The 14,331-nt window shown below is 69.7% G+C and carries 11 protein-coding genes; 5 read left to right on the top strand and 6 right to left on the bottom strand.

The features are described from left to right. Positions 1-28 precede the first annotated feature (28 nt). Positions 29-721 (bottom strand): glutathione S-transferase N-terminal domain-containing protein, encoded by a 693-nt coding sequence (locus tag ACFOLC_RS06545; protein ID WP_386758417.1) that lies wholly within the window; start codon positions 719-721, stop codon positions 29-31. Between the two features lie 110 nt (positions 722-831). Further along, complete coding sequence (locus tag ACFOLC_RS06540) at positions 832-1,809, bottom strand: M61 family metallopeptidase (RefSeq protein ID WP_386758416.1); 978 nt, start codon at positions 1,807-1,809, stop codon at positions 832-834. 591 nt (positions 1,810-2,400) lie between these two features. On the opposite strand from ACFOLC_RS06540, the gene uvrD reads away from it, so the two are divergent. Continuing rightward, positions 2,401-4,590 carry a DNA helicase II gene (gene uvrD, locus ACFOLC_RS06535; RefSeq protein WP_386758415.1) on the top strand — a complete coding sequence of 730 codons (2,190 nt, stop codon included), beginning with the start codon at positions 2,401-2,403 and terminating at the stop codon, positions 4,588-4,590. A 15-nt stretch (positions 4,591-4,605) separates the two neighbouring features. Here uvrD and ACFOLC_RS06530 read toward each other — a convergent pair whose 3' ends face one another. The 3 genes from ACFOLC_RS06530 to ACFOLC_RS06520 all read right to left on the bottom strand — a co-directional run bounded on the left by ACFOLC_RS06530 (position 4,606) and on the right by ACFOLC_RS06520 (position 6,590). Then, the gene (locus ACFOLC_RS06530) at positions 4,606-5,388 is read right to left on the bottom strand and encodes a 2OG-Fe(II) oxygenase (RefSeq protein WP_386758414.1); all 783 of its coding nucleotides are present in this window, start codon (positions 5,386-5,388) and stop codon (positions 4,606-4,608) included. Beyond that, positions 5,385-6,134: a methylated-DNA--[protein]-cysteine S-methyltransferase gene (locus ACFOLC_RS06525; protein ID WP_386758413.1), complete on the bottom strand. Its 750-nt coding sequence runs from the start codon at positions 6,132-6,134 to the stop codon at positions 5,385-5,387. The genes ACFOLC_RS06530 and ACFOLC_RS06525 overlap by 4 nt, the downstream gene beginning before the upstream one ends. A 150-nt stretch (positions 6,135-6,284) precedes the next feature. After that, the gene (locus ACFOLC_RS06520) at positions 6,285-6,590 is read right to left on the bottom strand and encodes a DUF2782 domain-containing protein (protein WP_386758412.1); all 306 of its coding nucleotides are present in this window, start codon (positions 6,588-6,590) and stop codon (positions 6,285-6,287) included. 98 nt (positions 6,591-6,688) lie between these two features. Between ACFOLC_RS06520 and polA the strand changes: the two genes are divergently transcribed. Both polA and ACFOLC_RS06510 read left to right on the top strand, forming a co-directional pair. Further along, entirely contained in the window at positions 6,689-9,469 is a 2,781-nt protein-coding gene (gene polA, locus ACFOLC_RS06515; RefSeq protein WP_386758411.1) for a DNA polymerase I, read from the top strand. A gap of 713 nt (positions 9,470-10,182) precedes the next feature. Further along, on the top strand, positions 10,183-10,677 hold the full coding sequence (locus ACFOLC_RS06510; RefSeq protein WP_386758410.1) for a DUF421 domain-containing protein: 495 nt from the start codon (positions 10,183-10,185) through the stop codon (positions 10,675-10,677). Here ACFOLC_RS06510 and hemF read toward each other — a convergent pair whose 3' ends face one another. Beyond that, on the bottom strand, positions 10,678-11,646 hold the full coding sequence (gene hemF / locus ACFOLC_RS06505; protein WP_386758409.1) for an oxygen-dependent coproporphyrinogen oxidase: 969 nt from the start codon (positions 11,644-11,646) through the stop codon (positions 10,678-10,680). Between the two features lie 130 nt (positions 11,647-11,776). Between hemF and ACFOLC_RS06500 the strand changes: the two genes are divergently transcribed. Beyond that, positions 11,777-13,363: a DUF3300 domain-containing protein gene (locus tag ACFOLC_RS06500; protein ID WP_386758408.1), complete on the top strand. Its 1,587-nt coding sequence runs from the start codon at positions 11,777-11,779 to the stop codon at positions 13,361-13,363. Positions 13,364-13,383: 20 nt separating this feature from the next. After that, positions 13,384-14,289 carry a DUF2950 domain-containing protein gene (locus ACFOLC_RS06495; RefSeq protein WP_386758407.1) on the top strand — a complete coding sequence of 302 codons (906 nt, stop codon included), beginning with the start codon at positions 13,384-13,386 and terminating at the stop codon, positions 14,287-14,289. Positions 14,290-14,331 lie beyond the last annotated feature (42 nt).

Here is a 14,331-nt window from a genome sequence, read left to right as displayed (position 1 = left end):
GCGGCGGCGCCGCGAACGGTCAGGGTCTTCATGCGTGGGTCGACGGGGTTCCGAAGAGGATTTGGTGCATTTCCGGGGTCATTTCGCGCTGTGCGCCGTAGCGTTCGGCCAGCGCGTAGGCGCGTTGTGCGGCAGGACGCGCGGCGATGGCGGCGTGCCAGCGGCGCACGTTGGCGAACGGCGTCAGGTCCAGCGGCGCCTTGGTGTACGGGTTGATCCACGGGTGCGCGGCCATGTCGGCGATGGAGTAGTCGCCGGCGATGAACTCGCGGCCCTGCAGGCGCTTGTCGAGCACGCCGAGCAGGCGCAGCACTTCGCGGGTGTAGCGGTCGATCGCATAGGCAATGGGCTCCGGCGCGTAGACGGTGAAGTGGCCGTACTGGCCGGTCATCGGCCCGAGCCCGCCCATCTGCCAGTGCAGCCACTGGTTGACTTCGACCTTGCCGCGCAGGTCGTCGGCGAAGAAACGGCCGGTCTTGTTGGCCAGGTACAGCAGGATCGCGCCGGACTCGAACACACTGATCGGCGCACCGCCGTCGGCGGGCGCGCGGTCGACAATCGCCGGCATCTTGTTGTTCGGCGAGATCGCCAGGTAGTCCGGCTTGAACTGGTCGCCGGCGCCAATGTCGACCGGGTGGATGGTGTAGTCCAGCCCCACCTCTTCGAGGAACAGGGTGATCTTGTGGCCGTTCGGGGTCGGCCAGTAATGCAGGTCGATCATTGCGCGTGCCCGGCGTGATGAGGGCGCCAGTGTAAGCGGGTCGCCCGGGGCGGCGCCGTGGCCGATTTGGCGGTGTCGTCGCCCGGCCGCCACCCTGGCCCGCTCGTCCTTCATCGAGGCCGGGTTGCTGGGCCTGTCCCTGTGCGCGCCGGCCGAGGCCCGGTGATGGCCTGGCGCAGACGCACGGCGTCGCGGCGATCGGAGAACCGCAGGCCGTCGCCCACCGGCTCCAGCCCGAGCGCCGTGTAGCTGGCATCCAGTGACGGGAACTCGCGCGAGGCGGCATAGCGTCGCCAGCGGCGCTGGAAGTCGTCGCCACCGGCGATACGGTCGAGTTCGGCGACGAACGCCTGCGGCCGCACCGCGCCGGTGCCGTGCAGGCAGCAACGCGCGTACTGCGACAGCACCGTGTCGAGGTTGCTGCCGTGCCGGCGCAGGGACAGGTCGGCCTCCAGCCAGTACGCCGCGCCGGCCCAGTACACCCGCATGGTGCCGCGGTGGCGGCGGCTGATCTCGTCCAGCGGCGCACCGCTGTTCTCACGACGGCCACGGCCGAAGCCGGCATCGAGCTTGTCCCAGGCCTGCTCCGGTGTGAGCAATCCGGCCCGCGCGCGCAGCACGTTCTGGTAGTAGCTGGCCAGGCCCTCGGCCAGCCAGCGGCCGTCGTCGCCGAGGTAGGGGTGGAACAGGTGCGCCAGCTCGTGCACCGCGGTCCAGTCGTCGCGCAGCTCGGCGTAACCGGCGTCACCGCGCACGTACAGCAATACGCTGACGCCGTCGCGGCGCAGGGTCTGGCCCCATGGCACCGGGCTGGTGCTGCGGCGCTGGCTCTGTTCGATCCGTACCGTCGCCTCCGGCAGCGGGAAGCGCCCGTACGCGGTCAGCATCGCTTCCGCCGCCCCGGCCAGCCAACGCTGCAGCTCGTCGGCGCGGGCCGGGCTGGGCGCGTCGATCACGTGCACGCGCAGCACGCCACCATCGGCGCGCAGCAGGCGTTCGTTGTCGTAGGCGGAGGACCCGCCCGGCTCGGCAGCCGATGAATTCAGCGCGGCGGCGAGCGCCAGCAACAGTAGCCAGGGGCGTCCCATGATTGAACGGGATTTTGCTCGTCGCTGTCGCTTTTGGACAGCCGACCCAACGCCCCAGACCCGAAGGGCGGCGTGCATGGATGCACGCCGTATTCTGACCGAGCCAGGATGGCGAGTCGGAAAATCCCCTTGGCCGTTCCAATCGCGGGGCTGATTGGTCGAGGACGGCCGTTTCTTTTGGTTACTTTCGACCGAAGCGAGTTCTCTTCGGATCTTTGGGCCAGCAAAGAAAAGTGACCCGGCCGCGACAGCGGACGGAAGCTTTGGCGGTTGCTCCATCCCACGAAGGCCCGGGTGCGCTGCGCTTACCCGGGCTACGAAGCAACAGCAAAGTCCCTGGATCCCCGCCTGCGCGGGGATGACGATCAAAAGCAACCGCAACGTCCCTGGATCTTCGATCCCCAGCCATCGGGCACAGCCCGATGGCGCTCAGCGCTGCGCGAGTCAATGACTCGCAAGCAGCGGCGCTTCGCCCCCGCCTGCGTTGGGATGACGAGCAAAGGCATCGGCGCCTCGTCTCCACCTTCTTGGCGATGACGGCAAAAGCCGGTCCGCGGCTGATACCAACGCAGCCACCGTTACAATACGTCGATGGATGTCTCCCACCTGCTCGACGCGCTGAACCCGGCGCAGCGCGAGGCCGTCAGCGCCCCGCCCGGTCACTACCTTGTCCTCGCCGGCGCCGGTTCCGGCAAGACCCGCGTGCTCACCCACCGCATCGCCTGGTTGAACGAGGTCTGCGGCGTGCCCACCCACGGCATCCTCGCGGTGACCTTCACCAACAAGGCCGCCGGCGAGATGCGCCACCGCGTCGACGCCCAACTGCGCCACGGCGCGCGCGGCATGTGGATCGGCACCTTCCACGGCCTGGCACATCGCTTGCTGCGGCTGCACTGGCAGGAGGCGAAGCTGCCGGAAGGCTTCCAGGTCCTGGATTCCGACGACCAACTGCGCCTGGTCAAGCGCGTGGTGCAGGCGCTGGAGCTCGACGACACCCGCTTCCCGCCGCGCCAGATCGCGTGGTGGATCAACGCGCAGAAGGACGAGGGCCGGCGCCCGCAGAACATCCAGACCGGCAGCGGCGATCCCTGGGCCGATGTCATGCACAAGGCCTACGCCGCCTACCAGGAGCGCTGCGAACGCGCCGGCCTGGTCGACTTCGCCGAGCTGCTGCTGCGTGCGCACGAGCTGCTGCGCGACAACCCGGCGCTGCTGGCGCATTACCGCCACCGCTTCGGCGAGATCCTGGTCGACGAGTTCCAGGACACCAACGCGATCCAGTACGCATTCGTGCGCGTGCTGGCCGGCGACAGCGGCCACGTGTTCGTGGTCGGCGACGACGACCAGGCCATCTACGGCTGGCGCGGCGCCAAGGTCGAGAACGTGCAGAAGTTCCTCAAGGATTTCGCCGGAGCGCAGACGATCCGGCTGGAACAGAACTACCGGTCCAGCGCCAACATCCTCGATGCCGCCAACGCGGTGATTGCGCACAACCCCGACCGCCTCGGCAAGAAGCTGTGGACCGACACCGGCGTCGGCGAACCGATCGACCTGTACGCCGCCTACAACGAGATGGACGAGGCGCGCTTCGTGATCGAGCGCCTGCGCCAGTGGGTGCGCGACGGTGGCAGCCACGGCGACGTCGCCATCCTCTACCGCAGCAACGCGCAGTCGCGCGCGTTCGAAGAGGCGTTGCTGGCCGAGCAGGTGCCGTACCGCGTCTACGGCGGCCAGCGCTTCTTCGAGCGCGCCGAAATCAAGGACACGCTGGCCTACCTGCGCCTGATCAGCAACCGCGCCGACGACGCCGCGTTCGAGCGTGCGGTCAACACGCCCACGCGCGGCATCGGCGAGCGCACCCTGGACGAAGTGCGCAAGCGCGCCCGCGCCGACGCCGCGCCGCTGTGGGCGGCCGCGCGCTGGATGAGCGGCGAAAGCGTGCTGGCGGCGCGCGCGCGCAACGCGTTGGCCGGCTTCATCAAGCTGGTCGACGACCTCGAGGCGGAAGTGGCCGAGATGACGCTGCCGGAGAAGATCGACCACGTGCTGATCCGCTCCGGCCTGCGCGACCACTACTTCAACGAATCGCGCGGCCAGCTCGACTCGCGCGTCGACAACCTCGACGAACTCGTCTCCGTCGCCTCGCGCTTCAGTCGCAGCGACGACGAGGACGCCGCGGCGATGCCGGAGCTGGTCGCCTTCCTCAGCTACGCCGCGCTCGAGGCCGGCGAGGGCCAGGCCCAGGCCGGCGAGGACGGCGTGCAGCTGATGACCCTGCACAGCGCCAAGGGCCTGGAGTTCCCGCTGGTGTTCCTCGGCGGGCTGGAGGAGGGCCTGTTCCCGAGCAGCAAGTCGACCGAGGAATCCGGCCGGCTCGAGGAAGAGCGGCGCCTGGCCTACGTCGGCATCACCCGCGCGCGCCAGAAGCTGGTGCTGAGCTACGCCGAGTCGCGCCGCATCCACGGCCAGGACATGTACGGCATGCCGTCGCGCTTCCTGCGCGAGATTCCGCCGGCGTTGCTGCACGAAGTGCGGCCGAAGGTGCAGGTGTCGCGGCCGATGTACGGCGGTGCCCCGCGCCGCAGCCCGGCGGCAGTGGGCCATGCCGCGATCGAGGCGCCGCCGGTCAAGCTCGGCGCGCAGGTGCGCCACGCGAGCTTCGGCACCGGCACCGTCACCGACTACGAAGGCAGCGGCGCGCACGCGCGCGTGCAGGTCAACTTTGACGATGCGGGATCCAAGTGGCTGGTGCTGGCGTACGCCAATCTGCAGCCGGCCTGAACCGACGCAGCGCAGTCACTGCGCATCGTGGAAGATCACACCGAGGGTATGGCGCCGGCCCGAGCGCACGCGGCTGACGCCGTGGCGCAGCTGCACCCGGTACGGGCCGCGCGTGCCCTGCACCGGCCGCTGGTGCACGGCGAACACCACCGCATCGCCCTGTTGCAGCGGTACCACCTCGGCACGTGATTGCATGCGCGGGCGTTGTTCGGTCAGCACGAACTCGCCGCCGCTGAAATCACCGTCGTTCAAGCCGCTTTTGTTGAGGTCACCGCCAGGGCCACGTTGCGGCTGCGACAGCAGCACCGCCAGCTGCAGCGGGAACACATGCTCGCCGTACAGGTCCTGGTGCAGGCAGTTGTAATCCCCGGTGTCGTAGCGCAGCAGCAGCGGCGTCGGCCGGGTCTGCCCCGCCGCATGGCAGCGCGCGATGAAATCCGCGTGCGTGGCGGGGTAGCGCACATCGCTGCCCATTGCCTCGTTCCAGCGGTGGGCGATCGGCACCAGGCGCAGGTAGAACGCGGCGCGCAGCGTGGCCACGGCGGCGGGCAAGGGGTAGGCAAAGTAGCGGTATTCGCCGCGGCCGAAGCCGTGCCGCGCCATCACCACCCGGCTGCGGAAACCGTCGGGCCGGTCGTACCCCGCGGCCAGCGCGCGGCACTGCGCCGCATCGAGCAGCGCCGGCACGTGGGCATGACCGCGTGCGTCGAGTTCGCTGGCGATGCCGGCCCAGTCCAGCCAGTCCACGCGTTGCGCGAGCGACGCCGTGTCAGTAGTGCGCTGCGGCAACGCGCTCATGCGCGCGCCTCGCGTTGCAGCAGCGCGTGTTTGCGTGCAGGGCCCCAGCGATAGCCGGACAGGCCGCCGTCGTGCCGGACCACGCGATGGCAGGGGATCGCCACCGCCAGCACGTTGGCCGCGCAGGCCGCGGCCACGGCGCGTGCCGCGGTCGGTGCGCCAATGCGCTCGGCGATGTCGCGGTAGCTGGCCGTGGCGCCGACCGGGATCGCGCGCAGCGCGCGCCAGACGCGTTGCTGGAAGGCGGTGCCGTCCTGGTCCAGCACGCAGTCGAGCCCGCGTTGCGGGGCGTCGATGAAGGCAGCCACGTCGCGGACGCGATCGGCCAGGCCGTCGGCATCGGCAACCAGCCGCGCCTGCGGCCAACGCTGCTGCAGTTCGCGCGCGAGTGCATCCGGCGTGTCGCCCAGCAGGATCGCGCGAATGCCGCGCGTGCTGACCGCGACCAACACAAAACCGAGCGAACACGGCGTCATCGCGAAACGGATCGGATGATCGACGCCGTGCTGATCCGGTCGCTGCGGCTGGCAGCGCTGGCAGGGGCGGAACCCGGCCTGCTCGGCCTCGGCGGGCGTTGCATGGAAGCGCACGTTCTGTGGCCGCGGCAAGCGGGCCGTGCAGGACGGGCGGCAATACACGCCGGTGCTGCGCACCGAATAGACAAAACGGCCATCGGCGGCGCGGTTGCGGGCGACCAGGTCGGCCCAGCGCGGGTCGCGCAGCGTCGGAATAGTGGGAGCGTTCATCGCGTGCCTCAGTGGCGGGGACGCGATCCAATCTAGGGAAAGCGCCCGACACGCGATATCCGCTTCTTGCTGCCGATGCACGGCGTCGTGGCGCGCCGCCTCGATATGAGTATCCGGGCGCGCGGCCTGCAGGTCGGCCCCTGTTGCTGCTTACCAGCTGAACAGCTTGTACTGCACCGGCGAGATCGGGCCTTCGCCCTTGCTGCTGTCGAGGACGCCGTCGCCGTTGTCATCGACCAGGTAGTACACCGGCCCGCGCGCCGGGGTGATCTTGACCACGCGCAGTTGGCCGGCGACGTGGTATTCGTCGATCACGTCACCGCCTTCGACGGTGCGGGTGCGCACTTGCGCGCCTTCGAGCCCGGCGGTCGGGTCGTCGCTACCGGCCAGGGTCGCGCAACCGGCCAGCGACAGCGGCAGCAGCAGGGCGAGCAGGGCGGTGGTGGCGGTGTGCATGGTGATTCTCCAATCCATTGACGGGCTAAGGCACAGGATACGCGCCTGCGCCCGGATGGCGGTGAGGGGCATAGACAGGCCGGCGTAGAATCGCCGCCATGACACCTACTCATCCGCGACTGGTCCTGATCGATGGCTCCAGCTACCTCTACCGCGCCTTCCATGCGTTGCCGCCGCTGAGCAACGACGCCGGTGAGCCGACCGGTGCCTTGTTCGGCGTGGTCAACATGCTGCGCGCGACCTTGAACGAGAAGCCCGACTACGTCGCCTTCGTGGTCGACGCGCCCGGCCCGACCTTCCGCGACGAGCTCTACCCGCAGTACAAGGCGCAGCGCCCGCCGATGCCGGACGAGTTGCGCGCGCAGGTGCAGCCGATGTGCGACATCGTCGAGGCCCTGGGCATCACCATCCTGCGCGTGCCCGGGGTCGAAGCCGACGACGTGATCGGCACGCTGGCGCTGCAGGCGGCCGCACAGGGCATCGACGTGACGATCTCCACCGGCGACAAGGACTTCGCCCAACTGGTGCGCCGGCTCGACAACGGCGTCGGCGTGGCCCTGGTCAACACCATGAGCGGCAGCCGCATGGACTCGGAGGCCGCCGTGCTCGACAAGTTCGGTGTGAAGCCGGAGCAGATCGTCGATTTCCTGGCGCTGATGGGCGACAGCGTCGACAACATCCCCGGCGTCGACAAGTGCGGTCCCAAGACCGCGGCCAAGTGGCTGGGCGAGTACGGCACGCTCGACGGCGTGATCGCCCACGCCGATGTGGTCAAGGGCAAGATCGGCGACAACCTGCGGGCGGCATTGCCGCGGCTGCCGCTCAACCGCACGCTGACCACGATCAAGACCGATGTCGCGCTCGACCGCACGCCGGAAGCGTTGGGCCTGCGCGAGCGCCACGTCGACGACCTGCGCACGCTGTACGCGCGTTACGGCTTCAAGCAGGCCTTGCGCGAGCTCGAGGGTGGCGCGGCCAGCGACGACAGCGCCGGCGTGCGCAACACCGCCGCCGGCTATGCACGCTCCAATGCGCCGTCGGAACAGGCGCCGGACGCGACGCTGGCCATGCCGGGCGAGTACGAGACCGTGCTGACGCACGAGCAGCTCGACGCCTGGCTCGCGCAATTGCAGGCCGTCGGCGAGTTCGCCTTCGACACCGAGACCGATGCGCTCGACCCGATGCGCGCCAACCTGGTCGGCCTGAGCTTCGCGGTCGAACCCGGCCGCGCCGCGTACCTGCCGCTCGCGCATGACTACCCGGGCGCGCCGGCGCAGCTCGACCGCGACGCGACGCTGGCCAAGCTGCGGCCGCTGTTCGCCGATGCCGGCAAGAAGAAGCTCGGCCAGCACGGCAAGTACGACCTGCACGTGCTGCGCCGCCACGGCGTCGACGTGGCCGGCTATGCCGACGACACCATGCTCGAAAGTTTCGTCTACAACGCCACCGCCACGCGCCACGACATGGACTCGCTGGCCAAGCGCTACCTCGGCTACGACACGATCAAGTACGAGCAGGTGGCCGGCAAGGGGGCCAAGCAGATCGCGTTCTCGCAGGTCGCGCTCGACGACGCCACCCGCTACGCCGCCGAGGACGCCGACGTGACCTTGCGCCTGCACCGCGCGCTGGCGCCGAAGCTGGCCGCCGAACCGGGCCTGGAGCGCGTCTACCGCGAGATCGAGATGCCGCTGGTGCCGGTGCTGGCGCGGATCGAGGCCACCGGCGTGCGCATCGACGGTGATGAGCTGCGTCGGCAGTCGGCTGACCTGGGCAAGCGCATGCTCGCCGCGCAGCTCAAGGCCACCGAACTGGCCGGGCGCACGTTCAACCTGGACTCGCCCAAGCAGCTGGGGCAACTGCTGTTCGACGAACTCAAGCTGCCGGCGCTGGTGAAGACGCCATCGGGGGCGCCGTCGACCAACGAAGAAGCGCTGGAAGCGATCGCCGACCAGCACGAGCTGCCGCGGGTGATCCTCGAGTACCGCGGCCTGGCCAAGCTGCGCAGCACCTACACCGACAAACTGCCGGAGATGGTCAACCCCGTCACCGGCCGCGTCCACACCAGCTACCACCAGGCCGGCGCCGCCACCGGCCGGCTCGCGTCCAGCGATCCCAACCTGCAGAACATCCCGATCCGCACCGACGACGGCCGCCGCATCCGCCAGGCGTTCGTCGCGCCGGGCGGCCGCAAGATCGTCGCCTGCGACTACTCGCAGATCGAGCTGCGGATCATGGCGCACCTGTCGCAGGACGACGGCCTGCTGCGCGCATTCGCCTCCGGCGCCGACATCCACAAGGCCACCGCCGCCGAGGTGTTCGGCAAGGCCATCGACGCGGTCAGCGGCAACGAGCGCCGTGCCGCCAAGGCGATCAACTTCGGCCTGATGTACGGCATGAGCGCGTTTGGCCTGGCGCGCCAGCTCGGCATCGCCCGCGGCGAGGCGCAGGATTACATCGCGCTGTATTTCAGCCGCTACCCGGGCGTGCGCGACTTCATGGAGCGCACCCGCCAGCAGGCGCGCGAGCGCGGCTACGTCGAAACCGTGTTCGGCCGCCGCCTGTACCTGGACAACATCGCCGCGCGCAACCAGGGCCTGCGTGCCGGCGCCGAGCGCGCCGCGATCAACGCGCCGATGCAGGGCACCGCGGCCGACATCATCAAGCGCGCGATGATCGCCATCGACGCTTGGCTGGCCGGGCAGGGCGGGCGCGCGCTGATGGTGCTGCAGGTGCACGACGAACTGGTGTTCGAGGTCGAGGCCGGCTTCGTCGACACCCTGGTCGCCGAGGCGACGGCGCGGATGTCGGCCGCGGCGCAGCTGCGGGTGCCGCTGGTGGTCGACAGCGGGGTCGGCGACAACTGGGAGCAGGCCCACTGACGGTGGCCGGTCCTGCCCATTCCGCCCCCTGTCGCCCGGCTCGGCACAGGGGCTGGACTGGTGCGGTGCCCAAGTTTTTCGGGGTCGCTTTATCTGAACAAACTGAACAGGTTCACCGAACTTAAAACGTTTTCACAGGGTGAATCGAACCTGAATCCAACAATTTATTAACCCTGATCTTCACGAACCATCCATGTGTGCAATGGTCATATAGGTCGCGACAGGTGCAACGCCTGTCGCCGATCTCTCCCTCCCCTGGAGTGATCCCGGAGCGAAGGCCCCTCCCCAGGTCCCGCTCCACCAGCCCCGCCGGCCCCCCCTGCCTGCGGGGCTTTTTATTGTCTGCGCTTTTTTGCGCAGGCAATAAAAACCCAAAGTTCGCTACGCAAACTTTGGGCCCCGCCATGTGCTTCCTGTCCCGGCCCGGCGTAGCACGCCGGGCGTTCGGATGGTCTACGCGGCAATGCCGCGTAAGCAGACCATCCTCACCCCCGCGGCTTCGCCGCGCTCCCCTTACTGAGAGAGCTCCCAACCAGAGAGGGTAGGTGCTCCACCAGAACCGAAAACCGTCATTCCCGCGAAAGCGGGAATCCATGGACTTTGCCTGGGGTTCTAGGATTCCAGCTTCAGCGAAAAAGGTTAGACGCGTCTGCTCAGTTCATGGCCCGCGCTGACGCACAATGGCCATCGCAGGCTGGCCGTCGGAGAACCGCATGTTCGAGCTGTCGATGCCGTGGTGGGAGTTCGTGCTGCGCGCGGTGGTGGTCTATGTCGTGCTGCTGGTGATGATCCGCCTGTCGGGCAAGCGCACGATCGGCCAATTCACCGCCTTCGACGTGCTGCTGATCGTGCTGCTAGGCAACGCCGTGCAGAACGCCCTGCTCGGCAGCGACACCTCGATGGCCGGCGGACTGCTGCTGGCGGCCACGCTGATCGCGTTGAACTGGGTGGTGGGCTTCGTCACCGCGCGCAGCAAAGGCGCCGAGCGGCTGCTCGAAGGCGAGCCGGTGGTGCTGGCGCGCGACGGCCACGTGTTCCGCGAGGTGCTGCGGCGCGAACTGGTCAGCCGCGAGGACTTCGCCAAGGCGATGCGTGAGGCCGGGTGCGGTGACGTCGGCCTGATCCGGCTGGCGCTGCTGGAGACCAACGGCCATATCACGTTGCTGCTGCGCAAGCCGCACAGCCAGGACGAGGGCGAGGCGGTGTGATCAGGCGCCGTCGTCGGACTGCTCGCCCAGCCAGTCGCGCGGGCGCAGGTAGTCCTGCAGTCGTGCCTCGGCGCTGCCCGCTTCCGGCGCATAGCCGTACTCCCAGCGCACCAGCGGTGGCAGGCTCATCAGGATCGACTCGGTGCGCCCGCCCGACTGCAGGCCGAACAACGTGCCGCGGTCGAGCACCAGGTTGAACTCGACGTAGCGGCCGCGCCGGTACAGCTGGAACTGGCGCTCGCGCTCACCAAACGACGTGTGCTTGCGGCGTTCGACGATCGGCAGGTAGGCGTCGAGGAAACCGTCACCGACCGCGCGCTGGTAGGCGAAGTCGCGTTCGAAGTCCTCGTGCAGATCGTCGAAGAACAGGCCGCCGACGCCGCGCGTCTCGTTGCGATGCTTGAGGAAGAAGTACTCGTCGCACCAGTGCTTGTGCTTGGCGTAGCGCGCGGCGCCGCCGAACGGCTCGCACAGCGCGCGGGCGGTGCGGTGCCAGTGCCGCACGTCCTCGTCGAACGGGTAGAACGGGGTCAGGTCGAAGCCACCGCCAAACCACCACGCCACCGTTTCACCGTCGCGCAGCGCGCGGAAATGGCGGACGTTGGCGTGCGTGGTCGGCAGGTACGGATTGCGCGGGTGGAACACCAGCGACACGCCGACCGCGCGCCACGAGGCGCCGGCCAGTTCCGGCCGCGCCGCTGTGGCCGACGGCGGCAGCTGGGTGCCCGACACGTCGGAGAAGCCGATACCGGCCTGCTCGAACACGGCGCCGTCGCGCAGGATGCGGGTGCGGCCACCGCCGCCGGCGAGCGCATTTGCGCCGTCGCCAGCAATGTCGGGGGCCCGCTGCCACAGGTCCTCGCGGAAGCGGGCGCTGCCGTCGGCGGCCTCGATGGCGGCGCAGATGCGGTCCTGCAGGCCGGTCAGGTAGTCGCGGACGGCATCGAAGCCGGAAAGGGGCGCGGTCATGTTCACGGGAACTTTGCGGGGTCGGCGCGCATGATAGCCGCCGCCGATCCGGGACCCGTCTGCGGCATGGCGGGTCCCCTCCGTTCTTGACTGTCGTCATCGACTGCACGACCCAGCGTTGGAGAAGCCCGTGCGCAGCCACCGTCGAACCCTTGCCGTAGCCCTGCTGCTGGTCCTGGCCGCGTGTTCGCGTGAGCCGGCGCCGGCCACCACGGCCACGACACCCGCCGCCACGCCGGCACCGGCCGCTCCGGCCACCGCGCCAGCACCGGCGCCCGCCACGCCGGCCGAGGCGGTGTTCAGCCAGGAAGAACTCGACCAGATGGTCGCGCCGATCGCGCTGTACCCGGACTCGCTGTTGGCGCAGGTGCTGATGGCCGCCACCTACCCGGGCAACGTCGCCGATGCCGTGGCCTGGTCGAAGGCACATCCCGATGCCAAGGGCGATGCCGCGGTAGCGCAGGTCGCCACGCAGCCGTGGGACCCGAGCGTGCAGGCGCTGGTGGCGTTCCCGCAGGCGCTGGCGACCCTCGGCCAGGACCCGGCCTGGGTGCAGCGCCTGGGTGACGCCTTCCTGGCCCAGCCCGAGGACGTCATGGACGCCGTGCAGCGCCTGCGCCGGCAGGCACAGACTGCCGGCAACCTGCAGTCCAACCAGTACCAGAAGGTCACCGTGCAGCCCGCCCCACCGGCGCCAGCGGCAGGCGCCAGCGTCCAGGAGGTGCAGACCGCCACCTCGCCGACCATCATCATCGAGCCGGCCGACCCGCAGACGGTGTACGTGCCCAGCTACAACCCGACCACGGTCTACGGCACCTGGGCCTACCCGTCGTACCCACCGGCCTACTACCCGCCGCCGCCGGGCTATTACGCCGGCAGCGCGCTCGTCGCCGGGCTGGCCTTCGGCACCGGCGTGGCGATCACCAACGCGCTGTGGGGCGATTTCGACTGGCACGACAACGACATCGACATCGACGTCAACCGCTACAACAACATCAACGTCAACCGGCAGATCAACGTCAACAACAACACCTGGCAGCACAACGCGGTGCACCGCGACGGCGTGCCGTACCGCGACCGCGCCAGCCGCGAGCAATTCGGTCGCCAGTTGAACGACGGCGCGCGGCGTGATGCTTTCCGCGGCGATGATCCGGCGCGTGCGGACGCGCGCCAGCGTGCGCGGTCGTCGATGGCGCAGCGCGGCTTCGAGGCCCCCGCCGCGGACAACCGCCAGGCACGCGAGCGCATTCAGGCCGGTGATCGCGATGCACAGCGCGCACAGGCCGCCGACCGCGCACGCGCGGCCGGGCAGGGCGATCGCGATCGCGCCGCCGCACGCGATCGTGCGCAGGCCAGTGCAGGTGCGCGTGACCGCGCGCAGGTCGGAGCCGGGTCGCGTGATCGCGCCCAGGCCAGCGCGGCGGCGCGCGAGCGCGTGCAGCCGCGCCCGCAAGCGCAGCAGCGCCACACGCAGCAGCAGGGCAACCACCAGGCCCGGCAGGCCGCGCGCACGCAGCATGCGGGCAGCCAGGGATCGCGCAACAACGCCTTTGCCGGCGCGCGCAATCCGCAGCAGTCGCACGCGCAGGCCAGTCGCGGCCGTGCCAGCCATGCATCCGCACAACGTCCGCAAGCCCAGCGCAGCGCCAGCGCCGGTCACCCGGTGCAGCGTTCCTCCCGTCCGCCGCAGCGTCAGGGCGGCGGCCATCGCCGTTGAGAGGCTCCATGAACACTCGCATGAACACCCTTGCACGCCCGTTGCCGCTGGTGGTGATGTTGGCCTTGGCCACGGTGGCACCCGCGTTCGCGCAGCAGGCGTACCCGACCCCGGAGGCGGCCGGCGAGGCGCTGGTCGCGGCACTGGGCACGCAGCGCCCCGACGACGCCAGACTGGCGACGCTGTTCGGCAAGAACTGGCGCGATTACATCCCGACCGAGGGCGTCGATCGCGCCGAGGTCGAGGCCTTCCTTGCCGCGTACAAGGTGCGCCACAGCATCCTCAAGGATGCCGACGGCCGCAGCGCGCTCACCGTCGGTGACAAGTCGTGGACGTTCCCGGTGCCGCTGGCCAAGGGCGCGTCGGGGTGGGCCTTCGACACGAAGGCCGGCGCCGAGGAGATCCGCCAGCGCCGCATCGGCCGCAACGAGCTGGCCACGATCGAATCGGTGCGCGCCTACCACGACGCCCAGAACGACTACGCACAGCTCGATCGCGACGGCGACGGCGTGCTCGAGTACGCGCAGAAGGTGCTCAGCAGCGATGGTCACCACGACGGCCTGTACTGGTCGGACGACGACAGCGGCGAGGTCAGTCCGCTCGGACCGCTGTTCGCCGATGCCACGCCGGGCAGCGACTGGCACGGCTACCACTACCGCATCCTCGCCGCGCAGGGGCCGTCGGCCCCGGGCGGCGCCTACCCCTACGCGATCGGCAAGGACATGAGCCGCGGCTTCGCCCTGGTCGCCTGGCCGGCCAAGTACGGCGACAGCGGCGTGATGAGCTTCATGATCAGCCACGACGGCGAGGTGTTCGAGAAGGACCTCGGCCCCGGCAGCGAGAAGCTGGCCAAGGCGATGGCGAAGTTCGACCCGGACAGCAGCTGGAAGGAAGTGCCGGCCGGCACGACCGCCGCGGTGCCCTGAGGGCACCGGAACGAAAAGGCCGCGGCGTTGCCGTCGCGGCCC

The organism is Lysobacter cavernae, assembly GCF_042648505.1.
Taxonomy (GTDB): Bacteria; Pseudomonadota; Gammaproteobacteria; order Xanthomonadales; family Xanthomonadaceae; genus Lysobacter_L; species Lysobacter_L cavernae.
The sequence above is the reverse complement of the archived record's forward strand: the minus strand, read 5'-3'. Positions and strand labels throughout refer to the sequence as shown.

Bases quoted from the DNA above. Each gene is read 5' to 3' on its own strand.
- ACFOLC_RS06545 (WP_386758417.1), bottom strand. From the start codon at position 721: ATGATCGACCTGCATTACTGGCCGACCCCGAACGGCCACAAGATCACC.
- ACFOLC_RS06540 (WP_386758416.1), bottom strand. From the start codon at position 1,809: ATGGGACGCCCCTGGCTACTGTTGCTGGCGCTCGCCGCCGCGCTGAAT.
- uvrD (WP_386758415.1), top strand. From the start codon at position 2,401: ATGGATGTCTCCCACCTGCTCGACGCGCTGAACCCGGCGCAGCGCGAG.
- ACFOLC_RS06530 (WP_386758414.1), bottom strand. From the start codon at position 5,388: ATGAGCGCGTTGCCGCAGCGCACTACTGACACGGCGTCGCTCGCGCAA.
- ACFOLC_RS06525 (WP_386758413.1), bottom strand. From the start codon at position 6,134: ATGAACGCTCCCACTATTCCGACGCTGCGCGACCCGCGCTGGGCCGAC.
- ACFOLC_RS06520 (WP_386758412.1), bottom strand. From the start codon at position 6,590: ATGCACACCGCCACCACCGCCCTGCTCGCCCTGCTGCTGCCGCTGTCG.
- polA (WP_386758411.1), top strand. From the start codon at position 6,689: ATGACACCTACTCATCCGCGACTGGTCCTGATCGATGGCTCCAGCTAC.
- ACFOLC_RS06510 (WP_386758410.1), top strand. From the start codon at position 10,183: ATGTTCGAGCTGTCGATGCCGTGGTGGGAGTTCGTGCTGCGCGCGGTG.
- hemF (WP_386758409.1), bottom strand. From the start codon at position 11,646: ATGACCGCGCCCCTTTCCGGCTTCGATGCCGTCCGCGACTACCTGACC.
- ACFOLC_RS06495 (WP_386758407.1), top strand. From the start codon at position 13,384: ATGAACACCCTTGCACGCCCGTTGCCGCTGGTGGTGATGTTGGCCTTG.